The following is a 23,442-nucleotide window of genomic DNA, read 5'->3' as shown; positions in this document are numbered from 1 at the left end:
CCCTATGAAATTAAGGGGGATTTATGAATAACATTAAAGAAATCTATGAAGATATAAAACTCAAAAATGAAGAGATGGATGAAAGAATCCATATCCTTTTTCAGGTATTGGAGGAAAAGGATTTTCAAGATGTAACAGGTGGTCGTTTTTCATTGCTTTTTATTATGAAGTTAATTAAGGCGATGATATCCGATGATGCTGTAATGAGAATACTTTATGAGATTGAGATTTTGGAAAATAAGACTGATAAAAAAAGCTCAACTAAGCCAGAGACTCAATTTAAGCGTGGAAAAATAAAGGGTTTATGGCACAAGCACTACCTACCAACAGGATTAAAAAATATAGCTCTCAACCTTGAAGCGCAATTTGGGTACAAAAATAAAGAAATTATCGGTGAGATCAAACAGATTTTCTCAAAAGATTTAAGTGATGAGAAAAAGTCGTGCGAGGTTTCAAGATTGGTCACTACAAAGCAATTATCAGACAGATTTAAAGAAAGGCGAGTTACAGGTGAGTGGATAATTTATCACGTACACAATAACCAGAAATACTATCTTGATATAGCAAGCCATGAAGATAATGAGGAAATTATTGTAAATAGTATAAGGGATATGGTTCTGAAAGAATTTCCTGAATTTCAAAATAGTCTTCCAATATTTAGTTGAATAATGACCCACTTCGGTGGGTTTTTTAATGGGTGAAATTTATGATTTACATTGATGATTCAAAGCTAATTCAGCGCGCAGTTGATTCTAATCAGGCATTTCATGTTGATGTTCGCGCTACCAACATTAAATCGGTGTTTTTAAATGGCGAGCAGATTAGAGATGCCTTTTATGTGGATTTGGAAAAAGGCTTCTTAATTCGAATCAAGACTGATATTGAATGTCGGCCAGTTATGATTAGTGGTGAATTGGCGCATGAAATTTTATTTGGTGATGTGACTGTTGAATATCGAGAATAGCTATGGGATGGAAAAACAAACCAACTAATTTCGCGCTTGAAGTGATGAAGAATGCAGACAGCCATCTCAAAAAGATTGTAGGCGAAACACTTCAGCAGGTAATCACTCGATCTCCTGTAATGGATGGTGAATACAGGGCATCGCATAAAGTCACGCTTGATTCACCGCAAAGCACGTATGAGAAAGGCTTTGACCTATCAGGTGGTGCAACACTATCAGAAGGCTTAAAAGTAGCGTCTACAGCGAAAATAGGCGGTCTTGTGTATATCCAAACATTGAGTCCATACGGCACACGTTTAGAAAATGGCTGGAGTCAGCAAGCGCCCAATGGTGTTTACGCATTGTCCTACCAATCAGTCGCGAGTAAATACAAATGATGACACTCACTCAAGCTGAAATAGAGATATATAAACGTGTCGGGCAGTTTGCGGATAGAAGTAAGTATTTAATCGGCAGCACGCTACTGCTTATTGGTGACAACAGCAAGAATCTAGGCACAGAACTAAATACAACATTAGAAAACATTGTGGTTCGTACCGAGAACCAAGTGAATGAAGAAGGGAAGCCATTTAAAGCGCCAGCAAACAAACCTTGGTGTAAAGTTTTTGTACAGTACGCTGATAGTCAGGTGGCATCAATTGGCGACAGCCCATGTATTCGTGATTACGGCATTATTTCAATTCAGTGCTTCACACCAAAGAATAGAGGAACACTTGTCATGACTGCATTGTGTGATCAGTGGCGAGAATTGCTGCAATCATTCGGCGTGTCTCATCTTGAAGTCTACAAAGTCCACGCACCACAAAGCATGGATGATCAAGACTTTTACGCGAAAATAATTAGAGCTGAGTTTCGAGTGAACTAGCTTAAATCCAACCAAAACCAATGCCACCGAAAGGTGGTTTTTTATGCCTAAAATTAAGGAGCACACTATGTCATCCAAAGGCACTGATGTAGTTATCTACATTGCAAAAGAAGAGTCACCTAATGTTTTGCCTACAGTGGCTGTCTGGCATACGTTGCGTCGAAACTCTGACTCGTTAAAGAAAACCGTTTCACTTACTGAAACTGATGAAATTGTGGATTCTCGTTTTGATCAAGGTTCAGTAGCAACTTCTGGTGAAGCGACTGGCACCATTGAATATGAACTATCAGCTTTAAGCCAAGATATTCTGCTTGAAGGTGCGGCTGGTAATATATTTGTTGATGATGCGATTAGTGGTGTAGCCACTCTTGAAATTGGTGGCATGGAATTAGATACCTTCACCATCGTGAAGCATGATAAAAAACTAAACTTTATTCAAGTATTCTCAGGTGCTCGTATCGGTGAATTAACCATTCAAGGCGACACCGAAGGCAAAATCACAGGCTCTGCAACAATTAGCGCTACAGGCTATGCAAACCCAGCAGCAAGCCCTGTAACTGCACCACTTGCTGCACCTGACACACCATTCATGTCATCCATTAACGTGAATACATTCAAAATTAATGGCGTGAGCACTGTGGGTACTGCATGTGCTGAGTCGTTCACTATTTCGATTAACAACAACCTGACAGCTCGGCCGTGTCTAGGCAATCAGAGCATCATTCCAAACCGCTACACTGAAGGCAAAGTGAATATTGGTCTGAGTGCAACAGTGGTCTTAACCGAGCAATCTAAAGCCTGGATTCCTTATGTTGAATCACGCGAAACCATGACTGCTGAAATTGGTATTGAAGACTCGAAAGGCAATGCTTACGGGTTCCATTTCCCTAAACTGGAACTCGACAATGATGGCATGTCAGACACCAATGCGACCGATGACCACACGCTGGCCCTAGAGTTTAAGCAGGTCAAAGTGGCACCAACTATCACTCGTTCAGTTGCATAACTTTGGCCCTGAAAGGGGCTTTATTATTGGAAAAGAAAAAATGCAAATTACTATCTCGAAAGATTCATTAAGCACTGAAAAACATCCATCAGAGTGGGTGACTCATCCTGATGGAGGTGATTATCTCGTAGCAGGAATTAATCGACCTTCATTCCAGTACATGCAAGACAGTCACCAACAAAAAGAGCGCATGGTGCGTGAAAGCGGAGCCTTGATTACTGATGAGTTTGTGGAGCAATCTAATCGGGTATTTAGTGGCATTGTTGGTAAGTATTTGGTTTTAGGTTGGCGTGATATTCCTGCACGGATTGAATATTCGGCACAACTAGCTCACGATTTGCTCGCTTATGGAAAAACGGCCGATGATGACGAGTATGGGATGAAACTAGGCATATGGGTGATTACTCAATCCCAGCGAATCCAAATTGAAGCTGATAAAAAAAAGCGTGAAGCTCTGGGAAAGTCCGAGAACTCTACCGATACCTCAACCAGTTTGCTGGACTCAGCGAGTACCAAATAAGGTTGCGTGAAAAGCAGGGGCATGAATTACCTGATCCGCCAGAATACTCATACACAGCCAATGCCTTAATTGAAGCCTACAACGTCATTTCACGCTCACGTCGATATGAGCAAGGCATACCATTGGCATTAAGCATTGCCGACCTTAACGCTTATTGTGAGCAATACGAGCTACCAGTAGAGCGTTATATTTTCAATGCGGTCATCTTTGATCTGGATAATCGGTTTATTGATGAGGCGTATAAGAAGATGAGTAAGAAATCAGCGTGAGTTGGTTTCTTGCTTCTCATATTTGAGCACTGATACTTAGATTGATGATGCTGTGCGACAACAATTAACGCACTTGTTGGGTCACAAATATTGACAAAGAGTAATCTGTAGCGTATTGACCCATTATGCGTAATCGCATAATATAGGTCTTGTAGTCGCAGCGCGGTACAAATAACCCGCCCCTATACCTAGGTACGATAAACCCTGCGATAATCGTAAACGTAGTGTAAACACGTTGCCTCTAGGTGCTGCACCATATACTAATCATAATCTACAAATCATTCTTTGAGTTATATTCATCCCAAATTCAGATCATATGGAACTACCAGCTATGGATAATCTTTTTTTATTTGATGAAAAAAAGTTGACCCAAGCAACAGCTTTTTTTCTATATAAAGCTCATGGTCGTTTACCAATTCTCAAGCTTATGAAACTTCTTTATATTGCTGAACGTGAGTCTTTTAGGAAGTTTCATAGACCTTTGATAGGTGATAGTCTTGTCTCAATGAAGCATGGTCCGGTCTTATCTATAACGTACAATGTTATGAATGGCGCTGTACGCCATCAAGACTTTTGGAATGAATGGATTTCGGATCGTTCTGATAATGAGGTTGCATTAAAAGATGAAAGCTTGATTCGAGATGAAGATGATTTATTAGAGTTGAGTGATAATGATATATCTTTGCTGAATGAAGTTTGGCAAGAGTTTGGTCATCTCACACGTTGGCAGCTAGTTGATTGGACTCATGCTCATTGTCCAGAATGGAATGATCCTGGAGCTAGTAGTTTTCCAATTCATTATGATGCCCTATTTAAAGCGTTAAATTTTGATGAAGGACTTCAGAAGCATATTCTTGAGGATATGGAGGCAGAAATCCGCATCAATCAATCAAATTCAAGAATAAGCTGCTAGGGTGATTTAAACCAATGGATTGGGAAGGGAAGGTTGGCGATGCGTTTTTTCGCCCTGACGGCTTAAAAGATCATTTAAATGTGGTTTTATTTGAACCTAATCGCTTTCCTGACCTAGGTTTTGGAAATCGTCTATGCATCGTTAAGGTCAATATCACAACCTTGCATGAAGGAAAATATTTTGATGGTACTTGTATAGTTCGCGAGGGTGAGCATCCATTTATCATTCACGATAGCTATGTTTATTACCAAAAATTAGAGATAGAAGATTTTGAGCATGTGCGTAGATGTGTAAATCACGGTCCTTGGAGGCCGGCTGACTCGGTAAGTAAAGAGTTGTTGCTTAGAATGCAACAAGGGGTTAAAGATTCTGGAGACACTCCAAGAAAGTATAAAAAATATCTACCCATCCCTGAATGATCAAAGCCACTCCCCGGAGTGGTTTTTTTGTGCTGGAACTAGTATCTTGTGAATACTTATAAGAGGGTGTCCATATGAAGAAAATTCTACTAATAGGGATTGCAGGGCTGTTAATGGTTGGTTGTGTTAGTCCAGCAACCCAGATGATTGACAATAAGTTTCTGGATGCACAGGTAACACAGCCTGAAGTTGTAGGAATTTGGACAACTGCTGCTGCGGGCGGTTTATCAACCATTAAGCTTAACCAAGATGGCACCGGGATAATGTGTGAAGATAATGGGCATAGTGTAAATGTCTACCAACTTCGCAATTCTGGCAGTTTGATTTATGCTCAAAACGGAATGGCATTAAAAAAAATCACTATCAATAATCAGATTTTAAATGTCAAAACAACTTTCTCGGCTTTTAATGCCGATATGAAATATAGAGCTGATAACGAGCTAAAGTTGGCAACACCAAGATGCGCTAAAGAAATCAATTAAAATTTAAACAACCCTAAGAAGCCTCGCGAAAGCGGGGTTTTTTATTGCCTAAATTTAGGAGTCTCTCATGACTGAAACATCACGCCTTGAAATTATCATCGATACAACCAAGGCAAAAAAAGGCACAGATGATGTCACCAAGTCATTAAGGGATGTGGAGACTCAAGGTGATAAAACAGAAAAATCAGTTAAAGATACTGCCAAGGTTATTTCTGATGCTGGGGATAAGTCTAAATCATCTGCCAAAAAAGTTGACGATTTATCTAAAAGCATCTCAACTGCTGGAAATGAAGCAAAAACCACATCGGGGAAAATGGGCGAGCTGAGAAGCACAATAGCTCAAGCCGCAAATGATGGGAAGTTTGGCTCACACATACAGGGTTTATCTACAAAACTATCTGGTTTGAGTGGCGGGGTGCTACTTGTTGGTGCTTCACTTGCAGGTGCTTTTGTTGGTGGTGTTGCTGTAGCGAGTGGCTACCTTGCAAACATGACCATGGAGGTTGCTAGAGGTAATGTTGAGCTTGCGCGTTTTTCAGCAATTGCAAATACATCTATTGCCAATTTTCAGGGTTTATCTGGTGCTGCTGCAACGTTCGGCGTGACGCAAGAAAAGACAGCCGACATGTTGAAAGATTTCAATGAAAAAATCGGTGAATTTAATTCTATTGGTGCGGGTGGCGCTGTAGATTTCTTTGAACAGATTGCAGTCAAGACAGAAGATGGCGCACAAGGAGCTAAAAAACTTGCTGAAGAAATGTCGAAAATGGACGGCATTGACGCACTTCAAACCTATGTTGATAAGCTAGAAGAAGCGGGCGTAAACCAAAAGGAGATGTCATTCTACCTTGAGTCTATGGGTTCTGACTTAACCGCACTAGCACCGCTGTTAATGGATGGCGGGAAGCTTTGGAAAGACTACCAGAAAGCAATGGAAGAGGCTGGAATTCTCACGGGTGAAGAAGCTATTCAGAAATCCATTGAGTTGACCGCTCAAACAGAATCTCTTCAAATGCAGTTCGGTGCCTTAAAGAGTGAATTAGCATCACAGGTAATGCCGATTCTAAGCACACTACTTTCATATTTCATGAATGGATCAACTGAAGGTGGGCGCTTTACAGGTGTGATTGAAGGCATTGGTTTTGCTGCTAAGGGTGTTGGTGTCTTAATTGTTGGCCTTGCAACAGGCATGAAAAACCTTGTTGAAATCATGTCGATGGTTGTGAATCAATTCAAGACCATAGGCACAACAGCGGTGAATTTCGCCAATGCTGATGGCATCCAAGCAAAAGGCTCCGCATTGCTTTCGGGAGCGAAGGACTTTGTGTGGGGTAATGGTGCAAAGGCTGCGAAGAATATATACAACAACTCCAAAGATGGGTTTAAGGCGATTGGTAGTATTGTTTCGTCGCAAACAGGTCAATATGACGCCCTCACACAATCCATTATTAACAATCGAAAAGCTCAATTGGAGTGGAATAAGACACAAGGCAAGGGTGTTGGTGGTGGCGCAGAGCAAAACAAAAATCTCTTTCCAACCGCTAAAGCACCAAAGTCTAGCAAGGCAGAAACCAACAAGGCAGTAAATGAAGCCAAGCGATTGGCCGAACAGCAAAAACGTGAAGCCGAACGGTTGCAAGCTGAAATCGAAAGAGCTAAAGAGGGAGTAATACGAGATTATGCAACTCGAGAGGAAAGACTTCTTATTGATTACAATAAATCAAAAGAAGAGATCGAGAAGGGGTTTGTTAATGACCCTGCAAATCGTGAACTTTATCTCAGGAAGGCTAAAGAGGCATATGATCGGGATGTTGAGTCATACCGAGCTGCTCAAAAAGAGAAATTGGATTCATATAAAAACGATCTGCTCGACCAGATGGCAAATGCTGAAAATGCGATTTTATTATCCGGTATAGCTAAAAAGTTTGGCGGAGAGGGGCTTGAGTATAAAACAGCTAGTTTAAATATTGCCTCAGCTCGTAGTAAAAGCAGTGAATTTGATTCATATACAAACAATGTGAGTCGCATTAATCAGGACTACGACACACCAGAGCAAGCTCAACAGAGATATGAATTGTTAGAGCAAGCAAAAGCCACTCATATAGCCAATATGAAGGCGCTGGATGTTGAGTATAGTGATAATGCAAAGAGGCTGATTGAGGATCAGCACTCCGCAACCCTGAGTATGTACGGCTCACTGTTATCTCAGGCTGGCTCAGTCTGGGGTGATATGACTCAGATGGTCAAGGATAGCGCTGGCGAGCAGTCGGGTGCATATAAGGCTATGTTCTTAATGCAGCAGATGTTTGCAATTGGCTCAGCCTTAGTTTCTACGCACTTAGCAGCAGCTCAGGTGATGGCTGATCCGACAGCCTTAACCATGGCTCAAAAGGCAACATACTCATCGTTGATTTTAGGAATGGGTTACGCGAACGTCGGACTCATTGCAGCCCAAACAATCGCAGGCTTCGCCAGCGGTGGCTACACAGGCCACGGTGGTAAATACGAGCCTGCTGGCATTGTCCATAAGGGCGAAGGTGTTTTAACTCAAGAAGAAGTTAAAGCTCTGGGTGGTCCGCAAGGCTTTGAGGATTTGCGAAAGTCGATTCGTCGGGGTTATGCGACGGGGGGATTGGTTGCAGATACTCATCGTGTTGGTATGGGTGCTGTGAGTGCGATTAATTCGGGTGGTGGTAATGGCGGTGGATCAGGTGGTGATGTTTATTACACGCAAACCATTCATATTGCGTCTGATGGATCTACAACCAGTGAATCTGATGCAAAGCAATTAGGGAAAATGATGGAAAATATGACTCTGAGCGTAATTCGTCGAGAGCAACGTCAAGGGGGGTTGTTATCTAAATGAGCAACGATAAATTTACTTTCCCGTGCGATCTAGAAGGCAGCTCGGATACTCAAAACTTCAATGTGTTATCTAGCAGATTCGGCGATGGGTATGAGCAAAGCATCTCGGTTGGCATCAACAATCGAAAAGGAGAATGGGCCTATCAAAGAACTGGCTACAAGGATGAGATTATCGCAATTAAAGCCTTCTTTGATCGCCACAAAGGTGCTGACTCATTTTTATGGGATTCTCCTTTGGATGGCGAGGTGAGAGTTAAGACTGGAACTTCATACCAACCACGACAGGTTGGTGGATTAGTCTGGTCCATCTCCACTACATTCACCCAATACTTTAAACCTTAAATTCAATCAACTTTATGCCCTCAATTGAGGGCTTTTTTGTGAGCGTAAATTATGGCGACCCAAAAAGTCAAACTAACCACAACACCACAAAAAATTGCTACAGCCAATTCGCCAGCATATATCCAGTCACATCACAACCGTTTCAGATTTGCTTTTAGCCCTAGTCAGCCCGCCGACCTAGAAGCGTCCCATCAAGACATGCAGGTTTATACCGACGGGGCGCTGGGTGACTTGTGGGTTTGGGTGAGCTACCCATCAAACAACGACACCATCATTGTTTCAACATAAGGGGAGCTAATGAAAACAACCAATCTTGCTGCGGGGTTATACACACCACGAACCACAAGAATTGCACAGGGGCTTATTGATAAAGGTCTGAGAATCGGCTCGACAACACAATTAATCGGCTCAACAGAAGGCTTTATTGGTAACCGTTTACCAGCAACAACTTAATTCAAAAATTTCAGGAATAATTATGGCTAAACAAACAATTAATCAAGGCACAGCACCTACTGGCGCAGGTGGGGATACGTTCCGCTCAGGCTCGGCAAAACTACAAGCGAATGATGATGAGTTGTATACAGCGCTTGGGGCTAACGCTTTGGGCGTGTTGCCTTCTGCGCTACCAGTAAATAAAGGCGGAACAGGTGCTACCACAGCGGGATCAGCGCGTTCAAATTTAGGTTTGGGGACGGCAGCAACAAGAGTCGTGGGTACAAGCACTGGAAATGTAATGGAAGTCGGGGCTTTTGGTATTGGTGGCCTCGCGATAGATAATTCTGCTGTAACAAATCTAGCCCAGATGCCAAGTGGGTTTTTTAGGTTGCCAAATAGCTCATCTTTAAGACCACCAAAACTTGGGGTGTATGATATCTATGGGATTAATGTAAAAAGGCATACGCAAACCCACGGAGCAGCATTGTGGCTACCATATGTGACAAGCGGTAAAGGTATTGCTGTGAGCGCGTACGGCGATTCTACTGTAGAACACTATCATATTTTAACAGACAGAAACACAACAACTGATGCTAACGGATTCATTAAAGAAGCATCCCCGATTGTTCAACTCTTTGCAGATAAAATTGAGCTTAATGATGAAGCGCAACAGCAAAATATCGAGTTTGAAAAATTAGGTGCTGGTAACTACTTAATCAAGGGTTCAAGCAGTTTCGCACAAGAAGGTTGGTATATCGAAACCCCGAAAGATGCCAATGGAAATGTCCTGTTTTCAGTGATCTACACAACACTAGAAAATGGCGATATTTCAATAAAAACCTATAAGAAAAAGTTTGATTTTGAGACTGTATCTATTGTTGCTGATCTTGATAACCCGGTAGATATTACCGAAAACCGTTGGATTGATCTACGTTTGCAAGAACTTCCGCAGCCTGAAATCGAGGTGACAGATGACCCTGAACAGTGATTTTCAGAAACTCTATGTTGATGGTCTGATTACGTTGTTTGAACTCGATGCTCGCACTTTAGGTGCGGGCATTTTACGTTTTCATGGTCATATTTCTTATGAAGATTGGGAGCGTATTTACAGCTATATCGGATCAGATGGAATGCTCGGGGACGAGGCTCAATTAATTGGTGAAGTGTTTGAAAGCGCTGAATCAAAAACATGGTATCGCAACATCATTTGGCAAGGTGAAACTTTCGAGCCGATGGCGCTTGAAGTGTCGGGTCTTGAGATGCGTTCTGATGGTAAAGCCTCAGCGCCAACTTTAAGCATGGCGAACAATATTGGTGGCATTCAAGGCGCTGTGTCTGCGTACTGCTTACAGTTTGGCGACTTTGCAGGAGCAAAACTCAAAGTCATTACCACGCTGGCTAAATATCTTGATGCTGAAAACTTTAGCACTGGCAATGCCACAGCTAATCCAAGTGAGAAGCGAGAGCAAATTTGGTTCATTGAACAAAAGACTTCTGAAAATTCTCAGCAAGTGACGTTTGAGCTTTCTAATCCAGTGGATTTTGAAGGGTTAAAAATCCCTACACGCCAAATCTCAAATTACTGCAACTGGGAATATCGAAGTGAAGAATGTGGCTACATCGGATCTGCAATGTTTACTGAAAAAGATGAACCGACAGATAATCCAGCTTTAGATCGATGTAACTACAGAACGTCAGGCTGTCGTTGTCGAGAGAATGAGCTTCATTTTGGTGGATTCCCTGCATCTTCAATGGTGTAAAAATGAAATTAAATAAAAAACTAAAAGCAGTGATTCTATCTCATGCTGAAGAATGTTTCCCCGCAGAATGTTGCGGGGTTATTGTTTCTGGTGAGTATATTCCATGCCGCAATGTCGCTGAAAAAGGTCAGTTTCAAATTCATCATGAAGACTTGGCGCATGCTGAAGATCAAGGTGAGATTCAAGCCTATGTACATTCACATCCCAATGCTACAACACGTGCTTCGGATTTAGATTTATTGCAAATTGAGCTTCATGAAAAGCCTTGGGTGATCTGTGCTTGGCCCGAAGTAGATTTCCAAGTCTATAAACCATGTGGCTATAAAGCGCCACTCATTGGTCGTGATTACCACCATGGATACCAAGATTGCTATTCAATAATTCGTGATTTTTATAATCGTGAGTTGGGTATTCAGTTGATTGATTTCGAACGTAAAGATGATTGGTGGAGTGATAAAAACCACAAATCCCTTTATCTAGAAAATTTAGATGAAGCTGGATTTTATGAAGTCAAAGAACCTCAGTATGGTGACATGTTGGTGTGTAATGTTGGTCGTACAGAACACCCGAATCATGCTGTGGTTTGGCTGGGTGATCAGTGGCAATTAAAGTCAGAAGAAAGCACAAGTTGTTTTGGTGGACCATTGATTCTACATCACCCGTATGGCCGAAAGTCTGTGCGTGAAATCTTTGGGCGACAATGGCAGGAACGAGTTGTAAAGGTGGTTCGGCATAGGGAGATGAAGTATGAACTTTAAAGGGTTGCGTCAAAGAATTCACGAAAAACAGAAAGAACTAAATGATTTACTTAACGATTTAAATGAGCAACTTGCTTTAGAGCAAGGAGATTACAGTGGGTTATCAATACCTCACGATGCAACACATTACCGAGTTGTGAATTGTAAAGTGGAATATATTAGGAAATGTCCTTATCGAGACGATTGGGATATTTGGTTAGATTCAACCAACAGCTGGCTTGGAACCTTCTGGAAGAGAGTAGAAGTAGGAAAAGATGTAAAGCTATTAACCGCCAAATAAGGCGGTTTTTTATTGCGTGGAGAAAAGTGAATCATGCTCAAGACAATTAAGTTATACGGTATTTTAGCCAAGAAGTTCGGCAAAGAATTTCACCTAGCTGTCGAAAGCACCCGTGAAGCTGTAAAGGCACTATCAGTCCAAGTGCCTGGCTTTGAGCAATTCATGCTAACAGCTCATGAGCAAGGTCTTGCCTTTGCTGTCTTTCAAGATGATGAAAATATCAGTGAGGATCAAATCGACTTTGAGACTGGTGCCATAGTTATCAAGATCGTACCTAAAGTCATCGGCGCGGGTGGCAATGGAGTATTGCAAACAATTCTTGGCGCGGTGATGGTTGTTGTGGGTGTTGTTATGTTGTATATACCAGGCGCACAACCCTTTGCTGCATCTGTGATCGGCGCAGGTATCGGTATGATGGTTGGTGGTATTGCTCAAATGATGATGCCAAAGATGGACGAGGGAGATCAAAACCAAGATGGAAACAGGGCCAATAAAGGCTTTGGTGGGGCAGTCACCACTATCGCACAAGGCAATCCAGTTCCGATTCTTTATGGTCAGCGTGAAGTCGGTGGATTTATTGTGAATGCTGGTCAATTTGCAGTAGATACTTTTAGCTCTGCGGATGCTGGTTACACAGGCGGCGGCAGCAGCGGTGGAAAGAAATAATTTAAAAACACAGGCGCAATGAGCGCCTTTTTTATTGTCTAAGGATGAGTATGAACGCAGTAATTAAAGGCGCAAAAGGCGGTAGCAAAAGCCAAAGACAACCCAAAATTGCAAACGATACAACCGCTTCAAAAACCTATGCACGTTTACAATATGGCATGAGTGAAGGGGAAGTTGAGGGTTTGGCAAATGGCTTTAAATCAATCTTTCTTGATGACACGCCAGTTGAAAGCGATAGTGGCGCAAGAAACTTTCAAGATGTCACTCTAGATTTTCGCTCAGGCACCAATGACCAGACATACATGGAAGGTTTTGAAAGCATTGCTTCTGAAGCTGCTGTTGGAGTTGAGCTTAAAAGTGATACGCCTTGGGTTAAAGGGATTACCAATCTTAATCTCGATGCCGTAATTGTAAGGGTGCGTTTTGGGGCTTTAAAAAAGCAAGACCCAAGCAATGGCGATGTCTCAGGTATTGTTATTGATTACTCGATTGAAGTACAAACTGACGGAGGTGCGTGGGAGTTAATGCTTGACACCAAAATGTCAGGAAAAACTTCAGCGAATTATGAGCGTACTCACCGTATCGGCTTGCCAAAAGCCAATAATAATTGGTTGATTCGCGTCACACGTAAAACACCAAATTCGAGCTCTGAATATGTCAGCGATAAGATGTATATTCAAGCCATTACTGAAGTTATCGATCTTAAACTTACATACCCAAATACCGCAGTGATCGGTGTGCAATATGATGCTGAAACATTCTCGAATATTGCCAAAATCGCAGTTGATCTAAAGGGTGTAAAGATCAAAGTGCCGAGCAACTATGATCCAGTGAGCCGAACTTACATCGGGATGTGGGATGGTACATTTAAACGTGCTTATAGTAATAATCCAGCTTGGATTTACTATGACCTATGCACCAATAAGCGATATGCGCTTGGCAACCGTTTAACCGAGCAAATGATTGATAAATGGTCTTTATATCGTTTAGCTCAATACTGCGATCAGTTGGTGTCAGACGGCAAAGGCGGTCAGGAGCCGCGTTTTACCTGCAATGTGTATATTCAAAGTGCCGAATCTGCTTTTGATATTTTAAGTAAACTAGCAGGCGTATTCCGTGCAATCAGTTATTGGGATGGAACCTCCATTGTTTGTGATGCTGATTTACCACAAGATACTTATTTCACTTACACTCGCGCCAACGTCATCGATGGGCATTTTGAATATTCAGGCACTCGTGCGCGTGATCGACACACAGTTGCAAAAGTGGCTTGGGATAATCCACAAAATCGCTATAAGACCGAATATGTGTTCGTGCGGGATGAAGCAGCTATTGCAAAGCTCGGTGTGCGTATTGCTGAGATTGATGCGTGGGGTTGTACTTCTGAAGGGCAGGCACAACGTGCAGGTCTTTGGGCATTAAAGTCTGAGCAACTGGAAACTCGCACTGTATCTTTTAAAGTTGGTTTGGATGGTTATATTCCACAACCAGGTAAAGTAATTGAAATTGCGGATGAGTTGTTCGCAGGTCGTGCCAATGGCGGGCGTATCTCTAAAGTTTCTGCAAACTTGCGCACCATTACTTTAGATCGTGATGATGTGGTGTGTCGTGCAGGCGATCGACTTGTTGTAAACGGTGAAAATGGCAAGGCGCAAACGCGAATTGTGTCATCAAAAGTTGGGCGAAATGTCACAGTCACAGTGGCGTTTGAATCCGTTGCAGCAGAAAATGTTTGGGTCGTTGATGCGCAAGACTTAAAAACGATGAAGTTTCGCGTCATGAGTATTACTCAAGACGACAAACATCAGTTTTCAATTACAGGCTTGCAATACGAATCAGCAAAATATGATGCGATTGATTTCGGTGCATTCATTGATGATCGTCCGATTTCAATCATCAATCCAACCATTCAAGCGCCTGTCACCAATGTTTTAATTTCATCTGAAAACATGGTTCAGCAAGGCTTGTCTGTTGAAACCATGGTGATTACTTGGGATCAAGCGCAAGGTGCTACAAAGTATCAAGTTGAGTGGCGTAAAGATGATGGCTCGTGGATTAAATTTCCAATCACAGGCAGCAACTCAGTAGAAGTACAGGGTATTTATGCAGGTAACTATGAAGCGCGTGTTACTGCGATTTCTGCATTTGATATTGCTTCTTTACCGACTTATTCTGTTTTAACAACTCTATCTGGCAAACAAGGCTTACCACCAGCGTTAGCAAATATTGCTGCGACAGGTATTTTGTTTGGTTATCGCTTAGATTGGAATTTCCCTGCGACTGGTGCGCTCGATACCGCTTATACGGAAATTGAGATTGCAAGCACTGCAAACGGTGCCAATGCTGCGCAACTTGGGCTTTTCGCATACCCAACAAACAGCCATGTAATTCAAGGAATGCAGCCAAATTTAAAGCGTTATTTCCGTGGACGATTGATTGACCGCATCGGGAATATTGGCCCGTGGTCGCAATATGCGAACGCAACAACCTCAGCCGATGCATCCGCTGTACTTGATATTTTGTCGGGCAAAATCACCGAGTCACAATTACACCAAAACTTGCAAACTAAGATCGATAAGATCGACACAATTGCGGGTTTGGATGGCGATATTGGTAATTTGATTGAAAATATTAGTGCTGTTCAAACTCAGACAGATCAAATTAGTGATGAATTGGCACTGGAAAGACAGCAACGCATTACCGCGATTGATGATCTTGACGATGGTTTAACGCAAGAAGTTTTAGATCGTAAGAATGGTGAAACTGCAATCTATGGCTATGTGGATACCTACAAGCTCAGCAACAACAATGCACTTGCTAGTTTTCAGGATAGTCTAAATGTTGCATTAACTGACTCATCTTTGGCGATTGAAAGAACTCAAGCGTTAGATGGTCGGGTGCAAGTTGCAGAGGATGAAGCTGGCAATGCTTTGTTTAACTCAGCAAGTGCTTTGCAGAAAGCCAATATTGCAATTGATGACACAAGAGCACTATCAAGTCTTGTGACTGAAGTTAAAGCAGTTGCAGAGCAGTCAGCAAACACAGCGGATACAGCAGCAACAGGAGCAGCAAGCGCGTTAGAAAAAGCAACTGCATCAGCTACGAAGTCGGATGCGAATGCACTCAAGATTGAGGAAATTACTGCTGAACTTGGCACAAAGGCAAGCACTGGCGCATTGAATCAAACTAATGCAAACATTCAGGAGGTTGATGGCCGTGTTTTAGCAAACACCACGCGGCTTAACGGTGTGTATGCGCAAGTCAACCCAGACATGATCGGCTCAACTGAAGGGTTTATCGGCTCAACTGCTGGCAATGTTGGCACATGGACTTTGCAATCAGCAGTGATTGAAGGCGACGAAGCTCTAAGTCAGCGCATCGACACCACTGTTGCTGAGATTAGCAATACAAAAGCACTGGTTCAAACCGAAGCTTATGCAAGAGCACAGGAGAATGAGGCGCTATCATCTCGCATCAATACACTAAAAGTTGATGTTGAGGGGAATAAGGCCGCAATCGTAACACTGGAAACAGCGCGAGCGACCGACAATGAATCTTTCGCTGGTCGGTTTGATACACTTCAAGCGTCCACAAAGGCTGCAAAAGACACAGCCGATCAAGCAATTTTAGATGCTCAATCTAAGTCAGCAGCAGCAGAGTCAGCAGCAAAAACCTATGCAGATGCCAAGGCGAAAGCCGAAGCTGATGCAGCAATTGCAGCAGCATCAGATGACGCAACCGCAAAAGCTAATGCCGCGGAATCAGCAGCAAAAGCAGCAGCCGCCCTAGATGCTAAAAACAAGGCAGATGCAGCACTTGCAGCAGCCAAAGTTTTGTCAGATGCGGCTCAAGCCACAGCAGATGATGCACTTGATAAAGCCAACACTGCAACTGAGAACATCGCAACCATTAAGCTTGAGCAGGGTGTCTTTACTGACAGGCTTGATGCAATCAGTGGTGAGATCAAGACGATTCAAGGTTATGTAGATGGTCAGCAGACAAGCATTGAAGTTGTAAGCGCTGTTGGTGACTTAAACAAGCTCAAGAATGAGATTGCAAAAGCTCGACTTGATGAGGACATCACCAAGCTGCAAGGGCAGGCCGCGGCACTCACTTCAGCGGTAAATAGTTATGATGCAAGAATTGCTGAGATAACAAGTAAGCGCACAGCAGAGCAAGCAAAGGAGGATAAAAATCAGGAATTAATTGATCTTTATACAAGCCAAATTGCAGAGCTAAATGCTGCTAAAGTTGATGCAAATGCACAGAAAGACGCTATTTCTTCGCAAATTGCACAAATCACAGCAGACAAAGCAAGGCTAAACTCACTTGTTCTGACTGAAAGTAAGATTAAGGCGCAGCACACAATCAAGCTTGATAGTGATGGTGTGATTTCATCTTACGGTTTAGCGATTGAAGAAAGCGGAGGTACGAATTACAGCAACTTTGTTATTCGTGCCAACTCGTTTGCTTTAGCAGGGCCAGCAAGCGAAGGAAGTACACCATACTACCCATTCATTTTCCGCAATACGCCATTCACTGATCCAGAAACAGGAACGGTATTTCCAGTAGGGGCTTATCTCAAAACTGCATTTATGGATTATGCATCAATTAAGTTGGCGCATATCGATACAGCAAGTATTGGGAGTTTGAGTGCTGTTAGTGCAACCATAGGAGCATTGGGTACTATGACAAACGGGCTTATGATTTCAGATGATTACATTAAAGTCTTTGACCCAGACAATGGCAACGCATTAATGGTGCAGCTCGGTAATTTGGAGGTTTAGTGGTGATGTACGGGCTAAGAGTATGGGATCTTAACGGCAATATTACTTTGGATGTTTCTGATAGCTTGAGCAAGGTGCTTGGCACTCTCACATTAACGTTTACAGTTCCTAGCGGGCAATTCTCTGGCCCACCTGCAATTGCAACTGTTGAAATACCAGGCGCCTTCTCGGATAGATTTTGGTGGGGTAGCATTGCTGTAGAGAAGATTAATAATCAATACCCTATGTCTGATGGGTATCTAAAATGTAACGTTTATCCTGGTCAAGCTGTGTTTACATTATCAGATTCTGCTTATATTACGATTGAGCCAGGCTCTACCGTAAGGCATACAATTGTGTATGGGGTTTTTTGATGTCATTTGGATTACGCGTTAAAAATAGCCGTGGCAATTTGCAGATAGATGAGAACTATATAAATCTACAGTTGAAGCAGAAGCTAACGGTTACACTAAAAGACAACACGCCATCTAATTGGGGTGGTGGCTCTAACGTTTGGAGAACAAGCCGTTATACATTAGATGCTTCAAACCACCCTAATTGTATCATAGCTGTTAGTTTTACTAATCAAGCAAATATCACTATCCCTCTTAGTGTGTTGAGAATAGGAAATAATTGGCATATTGATGCATATTCAAAAGTAGTGGGTTTACAAGTGGATGTATTTATATTTGCATTTGATGGCGGTTTTTACACAACGGGGAAATACGGTTTAAGGGTATTCAATAGTGAGGGGAAAGAGACATTTAATTCAAACAAAAGGTATTTAAAAGTACTAACTGCAATAAACGGCGATTACAGCTCTCACATTCAGCAAGACAAAATTGTTGAGAAATCATTTACTAGCATCCAGACAGCGGAGTGGCAGGGCAGAAAGTTGGCTTACTGCTTTATGAACACACCGTTCTATGATGAGAGAACATTCTGGGAGGATGCGGACGACGACAGTCTATGGGGGACGGATATTACTCAAACTGGAACATTTGCTAGAGTATTTGGAAATGATTTATTTCTTGAGTACAAGCGTATAGTTGTTTACACATATAAAGGCATACCGCCTAGCGAGCATGACAGATCAGCGCACAGTCTTTCATTTTTACTGGTCGATGTAACAAACTACTAATCATGTCTTTTATATAGCACCTTCGGGTGCTTTTTTATTACCAAAATTTAGGGGGTCTTATGACCGACAACGAGTCGTACGGGGTCAGAGTAGAGAAGAAGATTGATTCAATGCAGTCTGACATTCGAATGCTGTCCGACCACGTAACCAGATTGACCTTCATTAACGAAGCGCACCAAAACATGAGTGCTGAAAACCGCAAAGATATTGATTCGATTATTACCCGGGTTGGTGTGCTGGAAAATAAATCAGCTCAACTCGATGGTGGCCTGAATGTCATTCGTATTGCCTTAACACTTCTAGCAGGGGTTTTTATTGGCGTGTGCACATGGGTCGGATCTTCAATTATCCAGAATGCACAAGAAAACTCACTCCTTAAGGAAAAAACGGCTCGTCTTGAGTCCGACGTATCAACCATTAGGAATTATCAAAAATGAAATTCATCCCCGAAAACGTCTGGAAATATTTATCTGTAAAGCTCCCAATTATCGGAGCTTTTTTATTGGGTGTTCTTCCTGTTTTAATTCAAGAGGGCATCAACACACAACTCATTCCGACTGAATACCATGCTATTTTGCTTTCAGTTGTATTGCCTGCATTGGCGTACATTGGCCGTAAGATTGCACAGCCTAAAGTTAAGGGTAGCCCATAATGAAACACATATTTGATTTCCTGCGAAAGATCAGTGGTGGCAAACTCACCCAAAAGCAGGTTGATGCTGCAGATAAGTTAATTGCAACCGCCTATGATGACCTGAATGATATGCTGGGTATCGCCACAGATGAAATGCACATCAGCCCAAGTGGGATAGACCTGATCTGTAATTTTGAAGGTAAGAGACTTACTGCCTATGACGATGGAGTGGGAGTGTGGACGATTGGTTTCGGTACCACAGTTTATCCGAACGGCATTAAAGTTATGAAAGGTGATACCTGCACGGAAGCACAAGCTAAGACATACATGGCACATGATTTAAAGAAGTTTGAAGCTACTGTAAACAATGCAGTGAAGATACCGCTTAATCAAAATCAGTTTGATGCACTGGTATCACTTGCCTACAACATTGGGACTAATGCATTTAGCAAATCGACGTTGGTGAAAAAGTTGAATGCCAATGATATTCGTGGTGCTGCAGATCAGTTTGATGTATGGGTGAATGCAGGCGGTAAACGTATGCAAGGACTGGTGAATCGCCGGACTGTTGAAAAGGCTTTATTTTTGAAATGAAGTTATTTACTTTATTGCTGTGCATCCTCCTTTCAGGCTGCACAGCGCATTCGATTTCGACAAAGGTGCATGTCATTGTATGTGTGCAATGTGTGAATTGAAAAGCCCTTAAGTGAGGGCTTATTTATGAGAGATATTGATTAATAATTGCACTTATACCAATCTTTCTTGTTATCCCATATTACACGTCCTGATTCCAAAGGGGTCTGATTGTAAACCACACCAGGACCTGAGCTTATGCCGCCATTATGATTTAACCATCCTTTAATATTAAGTTTAATATTTTGGTTACCATTACCCATACTTTCTAAATTAGCAATAACCCGAGCATTTTGAATTTCTCTATATTGTGGTTGACCTAATACAATCATTCCAGTGTATTCATTAACATTCGTGTCCTTACATACAGTAGCCCCAATATCACTAGCTTTAGGTGCATTCTTTAGCAAATGCTGTTGGTATTGCTGTTGAGCTGCAATTTCACGTGTTTTTTGTGCTTGAATTACTTTAAGTTTTTCTTTTTCATTATCTTCTTTAATCGATTTATATATACGTAATGTCGTGTTATCTAAAACATTTGATGATAAATATATTCCATCTGTAGTACGTGAAGTTTCCTCGATATTTACAGCCCATTGATTTTTATTATTTTGACATTCATAACTTCCAATATATGGAGAGTTCTTGATTAAAATTGGATAGAATCTTCCACCTTGCGCAATACATAATGACTGAAAATATTTATAAGGGATTATTACTTGATTTAAATTAGGTCTATATAATCGACCAACACCAGCCGAATCTCCATTAAGCCTTTCACCATTAATCAATTCTTGAGGTGAATTATATTTTTTTACACTTTCTGGGGTAATTGTTCTCTCAAGTGGCATTCCTAAAATTGCTTTATCTAATGTGGTGCATCCAGTCATTACAAGGCAAGTAGTTAGGCTTATTAAAGTAAATTTTATATTCATTCAGAAGCTCTTTAGTGTGTTGTCAAAGTCTTATAGAAAACGGTATTAGTGTACTAATTCTAACCAATTCTTTGTAGTTAATTTATAAACAAATTTTTTCGTCATTTATACTCAATATGCCAGTTCAGCTAAAATAATTCTGCGTTAAACTCATAGGGTCACCTGACATTCGATATTATTGAGTACACCATTACCAACAGTGAGTTACTCGAAGCTTGCACAGCAGAATATCGAAGTGTGGCAGAAAAAGCAGATGGGCACGCAATTGATGTCGAACGATTGAGTGAGGTATGGCCTGAATAAAACTTGCTGTCCATCCTACTGTAAGCTCACACATTATGATGCTTTTTTAAACTAAAACCACAATGCCTTACTATTATGGTTTTAGTTTATTTATATATTCAAACATTTTTTCAACTGGCACAAACCCTACCGCAACTAATGAGAAGATTACTAGAAAAATAGTAATGATAGTATAATCCTGATTGAATTGATGTTTTACTATCAAGCCAATTCCCAAAGAATTAGCACACATTAATATTAGTAAAAGTGTTCTCCATTTAATTTCAGCTATTGGTAGAAAAATAGCAACTAAGAGTAATATACCCCAAAGAATGCAAGCACCTGTAAGCCATTTTTTTGAAATGGGTTCAACAAAAAAATTATCAAAGTTTAAACCATTATTTTGGCAAAAGTCGTGAATTTCTTGAGGTGTGCCTTCGAGTTCGGAGTTGTTTTTTGACTTAAGTTTCATTTAAATTATCTGTTTGAATGAAATAATTTGTTGATGTCTTTTTTTGCAGCTTCATCAGTCCACTCATTAAGAGAATCATCCTTAATGAAAATAATTCTGTCATTCTCTAAAATAGTGTTGGTTCCTGAGAAAGTTACATTAGCTAGATCACCACCAAAAGCATTTTGTTTAACTTTTGTTGCAAGAACTTCATTTAAAGAACTAAATGTTTTTTTGTACACATCATCGTTCTCAAGATTTTTTCCCAATTGGAAGACTAAAACGACGCCTTCATGATCAGTAGGATATATGTATGCTTTCATACCAATACCAGCACGCAATCTGTTGCTTAGGTGTCTTCTGAAATTATTAATATATTTCTGAATTGTTGACTTTTCCATGGCTCTTACTTTGTTTGAGACATTCGCATTATAGATTAAATTATTTTCATAATTTAGACATTTTGGAAATAAATGGAATATCGGTATAAATTGATTGATATTTTGGCTAAATGGAATAACTATTCTACTTTGATAAAAGTTATTGGCCCTACAGATTACCTCCTTACAACCTTAGCACCTTTCCAAAACTCCCCACGCCTACGCACTAGAAATGAACTTGCTATACTTTCCGCATGAAACACCTTGGCGTCATCTTTGTTATCGACCCAAAACCATTCAGGCTGATACACCTGCTGTATATCTGAAAAATCATCGTATTCCAGTATTTCTTGTGTCGCATCTCGATAGGCAAGCCACTTGCCATCTTTGGTGATGTAGGCCATTGAACATCCCCTCAAATCACAAACCTCACAATTTATTCAATAAGTTTTTTCTTTTCATAAACGATATACAGTACATAGCTATAACTGTAACACATTCAATATTCCGAACCTTTAAAATGATGATATAGTGCTCTTGCAGATTGACCGACTCAAGAGAATTTTGAGTCGGTTTTTTGCGTTTAATATCTGTGGATAACTCATTTGCAACACCAAAAATACACCAATGATATGCAACTTGCTGATTATTATAGGGAGTATCTATACAATGATTTTAGTGACTGGTGGTTTAGGCTTTATAGGCTCTCATATTGCTTTGAGCTTTATGGCGCATGGGCAAGAGGTCATTATTGTAGACAATTTATCCAATGCGAACTTGCAAACTCTTGAACGATTAGAATTTATTAGTGGCATGTACGTGCCTTTTGTCAAAATTGATATACGAAATACGCCTGCTTTAAACAAAGTTTTTGAGCAGTATTCCATCGATGCGGTGGTGCATGCAGCAAGTTTTAAATCGCTTGAAGAATCTGTATTGAAGCCTTTGGAATACTATAATGACAATGTCAGTTGTATCATGAGTTTACTGCGTGCCATGCAGCGCACAGGTGTCCGAACTTTGGTTCATCTTTCCAGTCTTGCGGTCTATGGTGAATCCAGCCTACATCTAGAAGAAGATTTGGAGCTGAATTTCGGCTATCCAAACCCGTATATCAAGTCGCAGCAAATGGTCGAAGAAATTATTCGAGATACAGCAAAAACGGATAATGAATGGAAAATTGCAATTTTAAGAATGGGCAATGTCGCTGGTGCATTTGAAAATGCGATGCTCGGAGAACTATTCCCGCCTTTACCGAAAAATATTATTCCACTGTTGATGCAAGTCGCTGCAAAACAGCGTGATCATATTGAACTTAGAAAAAGTGCACAAACCACAGACCATACCGTAGAGCGTAGTTTTTTACATATCCTCGATGCCTGTGATGCGATTGCGGCTTCGTTACAATGGTTAAGCACCCAACAGTTTGCTTGTGAAGCCTTTAATATTGCAGGTCAAAGTGTGTCGATACAGCAGTTGATTGAAAAAGTTGAAAGCGTGACGCAAAGTGATATTGCTACAGTCGATGTGAAGGATTCGCACATCGTGGAATTAGATCAGGTCGCAGCCGAGTGTAGTAAAGCGAAAAACATTTTACACTGGGAAGCGAAGCGCAGTTTAGAACAGACCCTTGAAGATGGATGGCGTTTCTACCAACAAAATTTAGATGGCCGTTAA

General features: G+C 41.2%; 29 protein-coding genes. 25 read left to right on the top strand and 4 right to left on the bottom strand.

The features are described 5' to 3' along the window. Positions 1-23: 23 nt before the first annotated feature. The 24 genes from AC5EUN_RS08495 to AC5EUN_RS08380 all read left to right on the top strand — a co-directional run bounded on the left by AC5EUN_RS08495 (position 24) and on the right by AC5EUN_RS08380 (position 19,678). Positions 24-665: a hypothetical protein gene (locus AC5EUN_RS08495; protein WP_493352272.1), complete on the top strand. Its 642-nt coding sequence runs from the start codon at positions 24-26 to the stop codon at positions 663-665. 41 nt (positions 666-706) lie between these two features. Then, positions 707-964, top strand: a complete 258-nt coding sequence (locus AC5EUN_RS08490) for a hypothetical protein (RefSeq protein WP_195728834.1) — start codon at positions 707-709, stop codon at positions 962-964. A 2-nt stretch (positions 965-966) separates the two neighbouring features. Then, on the top strand, positions 967-1,341 hold the full coding sequence (locus AC5EUN_RS08485; protein WP_493352271.1) for a hypothetical protein: 375 nt from the start codon (positions 967-969) through the stop codon (positions 1,339-1,341). After that, the gene (locus tag AC5EUN_RS08480) at positions 1,338-1,829 is read left to right on the top strand and encodes a hypothetical protein (RefSeq protein ID WP_493352270.1); all 492 of its coding nucleotides are present in this window, start codon (positions 1,338-1,340) and stop codon (positions 1,827-1,829) included. Before AC5EUN_RS08485 ends, AC5EUN_RS08480 begins: the two co-directional genes overlap by 4 nt. 67 nt (positions 1,830-1,896) lie before the next feature. Further along, positions 1,897-2,835, top strand: coding sequence for a phage tail tube protein (locus AC5EUN_RS08475; RefSeq protein ID WP_493352269.1), 939 nt, complete (start codon positions 1,897-1,899; stop codon positions 2,833-2,835). Between the two features lie 40 nt (positions 2,836-2,875). Next, complete coding sequence (locus AC5EUN_RS08470; RefSeq protein ID WP_493352268.1) at positions 2,876-3,355, top strand: hypothetical protein; 480 nt, start codon at positions 2,876-2,878, stop codon at positions 3,353-3,355. 2 nt (positions 3,356-3,357) lie between these two features. Beyond that, the gene (locus AC5EUN_RS08465) at positions 3,358-3,624 is read left to right on the top strand and encodes a hypothetical protein (RefSeq protein ID WP_493352267.1); all 267 of its coding nucleotides are present in this window, start codon (positions 3,358-3,360) and stop codon (positions 3,622-3,624) included. 331 nt (positions 3,625-3,955) lie between these two features. Continuing rightward, positions 3,956-4,537 carry a Panacea domain-containing protein gene (locus tag AC5EUN_RS08460; protein ID WP_493352266.1) on the top strand — a complete coding sequence of 194 codons (582 nt, stop codon included), beginning with the start codon at positions 3,956-3,958 and terminating at the stop codon, positions 4,535-4,537. 14 nt (positions 4,538-4,551) lie between these two features. After that, on the top strand, positions 4,552-4,956 hold the full coding sequence (locus AC5EUN_RS08455; protein WP_493352265.1) for a hypothetical protein: 405 nt from the start codon (positions 4,552-4,554) through the stop codon (positions 4,954-4,956). Between the two features lie 74 nt (positions 4,957-5,030). Continuing rightward, positions 5,031-5,438 carry a J517_1871 family lipoprotein gene (locus AC5EUN_RS08450; protein WP_493352264.1) on the top strand — a complete coding sequence of 136 codons (408 nt, stop codon included), beginning with the start codon at positions 5,031-5,033 and terminating at the stop codon, positions 5,436-5,438. Between the two features lie 67 nt (positions 5,439-5,505). Then, on the top strand, positions 5,506-8,304 hold the full coding sequence (locus tag AC5EUN_RS08445; RefSeq protein WP_493352263.1) for a phage tail family protein: 2,799 nt from the start codon (positions 5,506-5,508) through the stop codon (positions 8,302-8,304). Beyond that, a complete protein-coding gene (locus AC5EUN_RS08440) occupies positions 8,301-8,645 on the top strand; it encodes a phage tail protein (protein WP_493352262.1) in 345 nt (114 codons plus the stop codon). The genes AC5EUN_RS08445 and AC5EUN_RS08440 overlap by 4 nt, the downstream gene beginning before the upstream one ends. Positions 8,646-8,696: 51 nt before the next feature. Then, the gene (locus AC5EUN_RS08435; RefSeq protein ID WP_493352261.1) at positions 8,697-8,933 is read left to right on the top strand and encodes a hypothetical protein; all 237 of its coding nucleotides are present in this window, start codon (positions 8,697-8,699) and stop codon (positions 8,931-8,933) included. Between the two features lie 9 nt (positions 8,934-8,942). Further along, the gene (locus AC5EUN_RS08430) at positions 8,943-9,098 is read left to right on the top strand and encodes a hypothetical protein (RefSeq protein ID WP_183175619.1); all 156 of its coding nucleotides are present in this window, start codon (positions 8,943-8,945) and stop codon (positions 9,096-9,098) included. A 22-nt stretch (positions 9,099-9,120) separates the two neighbouring features. Beyond that, positions 9,121-10,068, top strand: coding sequence for a phage tail fiber protein (locus AC5EUN_RS08425; RefSeq protein ID WP_493352260.1), 948 nt, complete (start codon positions 9,121-9,123; stop codon positions 10,066-10,068). Further along, positions 10,052-10,840 carry a phage minor tail protein L gene (locus AC5EUN_RS08420; protein WP_493352259.1) on the top strand — a complete coding sequence of 263 codons (789 nt, stop codon included), beginning with the start codon at positions 10,052-10,054 and terminating at the stop codon, positions 10,838-10,840. The genes AC5EUN_RS08425 and AC5EUN_RS08420 overlap by 17 nt, the downstream gene beginning before the upstream one ends. 2 nt (positions 10,841-10,842) lie before the next feature. Continuing rightward, complete coding sequence (locus AC5EUN_RS08415; protein ID WP_493352258.1) at positions 10,843-11,598, top strand: C40 family peptidase; 756 nt, start codon at positions 10,843-10,845, stop codon at positions 11,596-11,598. After that, a complete protein-coding gene (locus tag AC5EUN_RS08410) occupies positions 11,588-11,878 on the top strand; it encodes a hypothetical protein (RefSeq protein WP_005266830.1) in 291 nt (96 codons plus the stop codon). Before AC5EUN_RS08415 ends, AC5EUN_RS08410 begins: the two co-directional genes overlap by 11 nt. A 33-nt stretch (positions 11,879-11,911) precedes the next feature. Further along, a complete protein-coding gene (locus AC5EUN_RS08405) occupies positions 11,912-12,544 on the top strand; it encodes a tail assembly protein (RefSeq protein WP_493352257.1) in 633 nt (210 codons plus the stop codon). Between the two features lie 50 nt (positions 12,545-12,594). Then, on the top strand, positions 12,595-17,331 hold the full coding sequence (gene gpJ, locus AC5EUN_RS08400; RefSeq protein ID WP_493352256.1) for a TipJ family phage tail tip protein: 4,737 nt from the start codon (positions 12,595-12,597) through the stop codon (positions 17,329-17,331). A gap of 352 nt (positions 17,332-17,683) precedes the next feature. Then, a complete protein-coding gene (locus AC5EUN_RS08395) occupies positions 17,684-18,451 on the top strand; it encodes a hypothetical protein (RefSeq protein WP_493352255.1) in 768 nt (255 codons plus the stop codon). Positions 18,452-18,510: 59 nt separating this feature from the next. Further along, positions 18,511-18,888 carry a hypothetical protein gene (locus AC5EUN_RS08390; RefSeq protein ID WP_063454337.1) on the top strand — a complete coding sequence of 126 codons (378 nt, stop codon included), beginning with the start codon at positions 18,511-18,513 and terminating at the stop codon, positions 18,886-18,888. Then, positions 18,885-19,103 carry a hypothetical protein gene (locus AC5EUN_RS08385; protein WP_063454338.1) on the top strand — a complete coding sequence of 73 codons (219 nt, stop codon included), beginning with the start codon at positions 18,885-18,887 and terminating at the stop codon, positions 19,101-19,103. The genes AC5EUN_RS08390 and AC5EUN_RS08385 overlap by 4 nt, the downstream gene beginning before the upstream one ends. Further along, positions 19,103-19,678 (top strand): lysozyme, encoded by a 576-nt coding sequence (locus tag AC5EUN_RS08380; protein ID WP_493352254.1) that lies wholly within the window; start codon positions 19,103-19,105, stop codon positions 19,676-19,678. Before AC5EUN_RS08385 ends, AC5EUN_RS08380 begins: the two co-directional genes overlap by 1 nt. A gap of 140 nt (positions 19,679-19,818) precedes the next feature. Here the strand turns inward: AC5EUN_RS08380 and AC5EUN_RS08375 are convergent, their stop codons facing one another. From AC5EUN_RS08375 to AC5EUN_RS08360, 4 genes are all read right to left on the bottom strand, one after another. Continuing rightward, positions 19,819-20,652 carry a hypothetical protein gene (locus AC5EUN_RS08375; RefSeq protein ID WP_493352253.1) on the bottom strand — a complete coding sequence of 278 codons (834 nt, stop codon included), beginning with the start codon at positions 20,650-20,652 and terminating at the stop codon, positions 19,819-19,821. A gap of 376 nt (positions 20,653-21,028) precedes the next feature. Next, positions 21,029-21,406, bottom strand: coding sequence for a hypothetical protein (locus AC5EUN_RS08370; RefSeq protein WP_063454340.1), 378 nt, complete (start codon positions 21,404-21,406; stop codon positions 21,029-21,031). 5 nt (positions 21,407-21,411) lie between these two features. After that, positions 21,412-21,786, bottom strand: a complete 375-nt coding sequence (locus AC5EUN_RS08365) for a hypothetical protein (protein ID WP_063454341.1) — start codon at positions 21,784-21,786, stop codon at positions 21,412-21,414. A gap of 155 nt (positions 21,787-21,941) precedes the next feature. Beyond that, complete coding sequence (locus AC5EUN_RS08360; RefSeq protein WP_063454342.1) at positions 21,942-22,169, bottom strand: hypothetical protein; 228 nt, start codon at positions 22,167-22,169, stop codon at positions 21,942-21,944. Between the two features lie 265 nt (positions 22,170-22,434). Here AC5EUN_RS08360 and AC5EUN_RS08355 point away from each other — a divergent pair, with 265 nt between their 5' ends. Then, positions 22,435-23,442 carry an NAD-dependent epimerase/dehydratase family protein gene (locus AC5EUN_RS08355; RefSeq protein WP_010326625.1) on the top strand — a complete coding sequence of 336 codons (1,008 nt, stop codon included), beginning with the start codon at positions 22,435-22,437 and terminating at the stop codon, positions 23,440-23,442.

It is taken from the genome of Acinetobacter sp. CAU_H_S170_2 (genome assembly GCF_058890445.1).
This window is presented reverse-complemented; position numbering and strand designations above follow the sequence as displayed.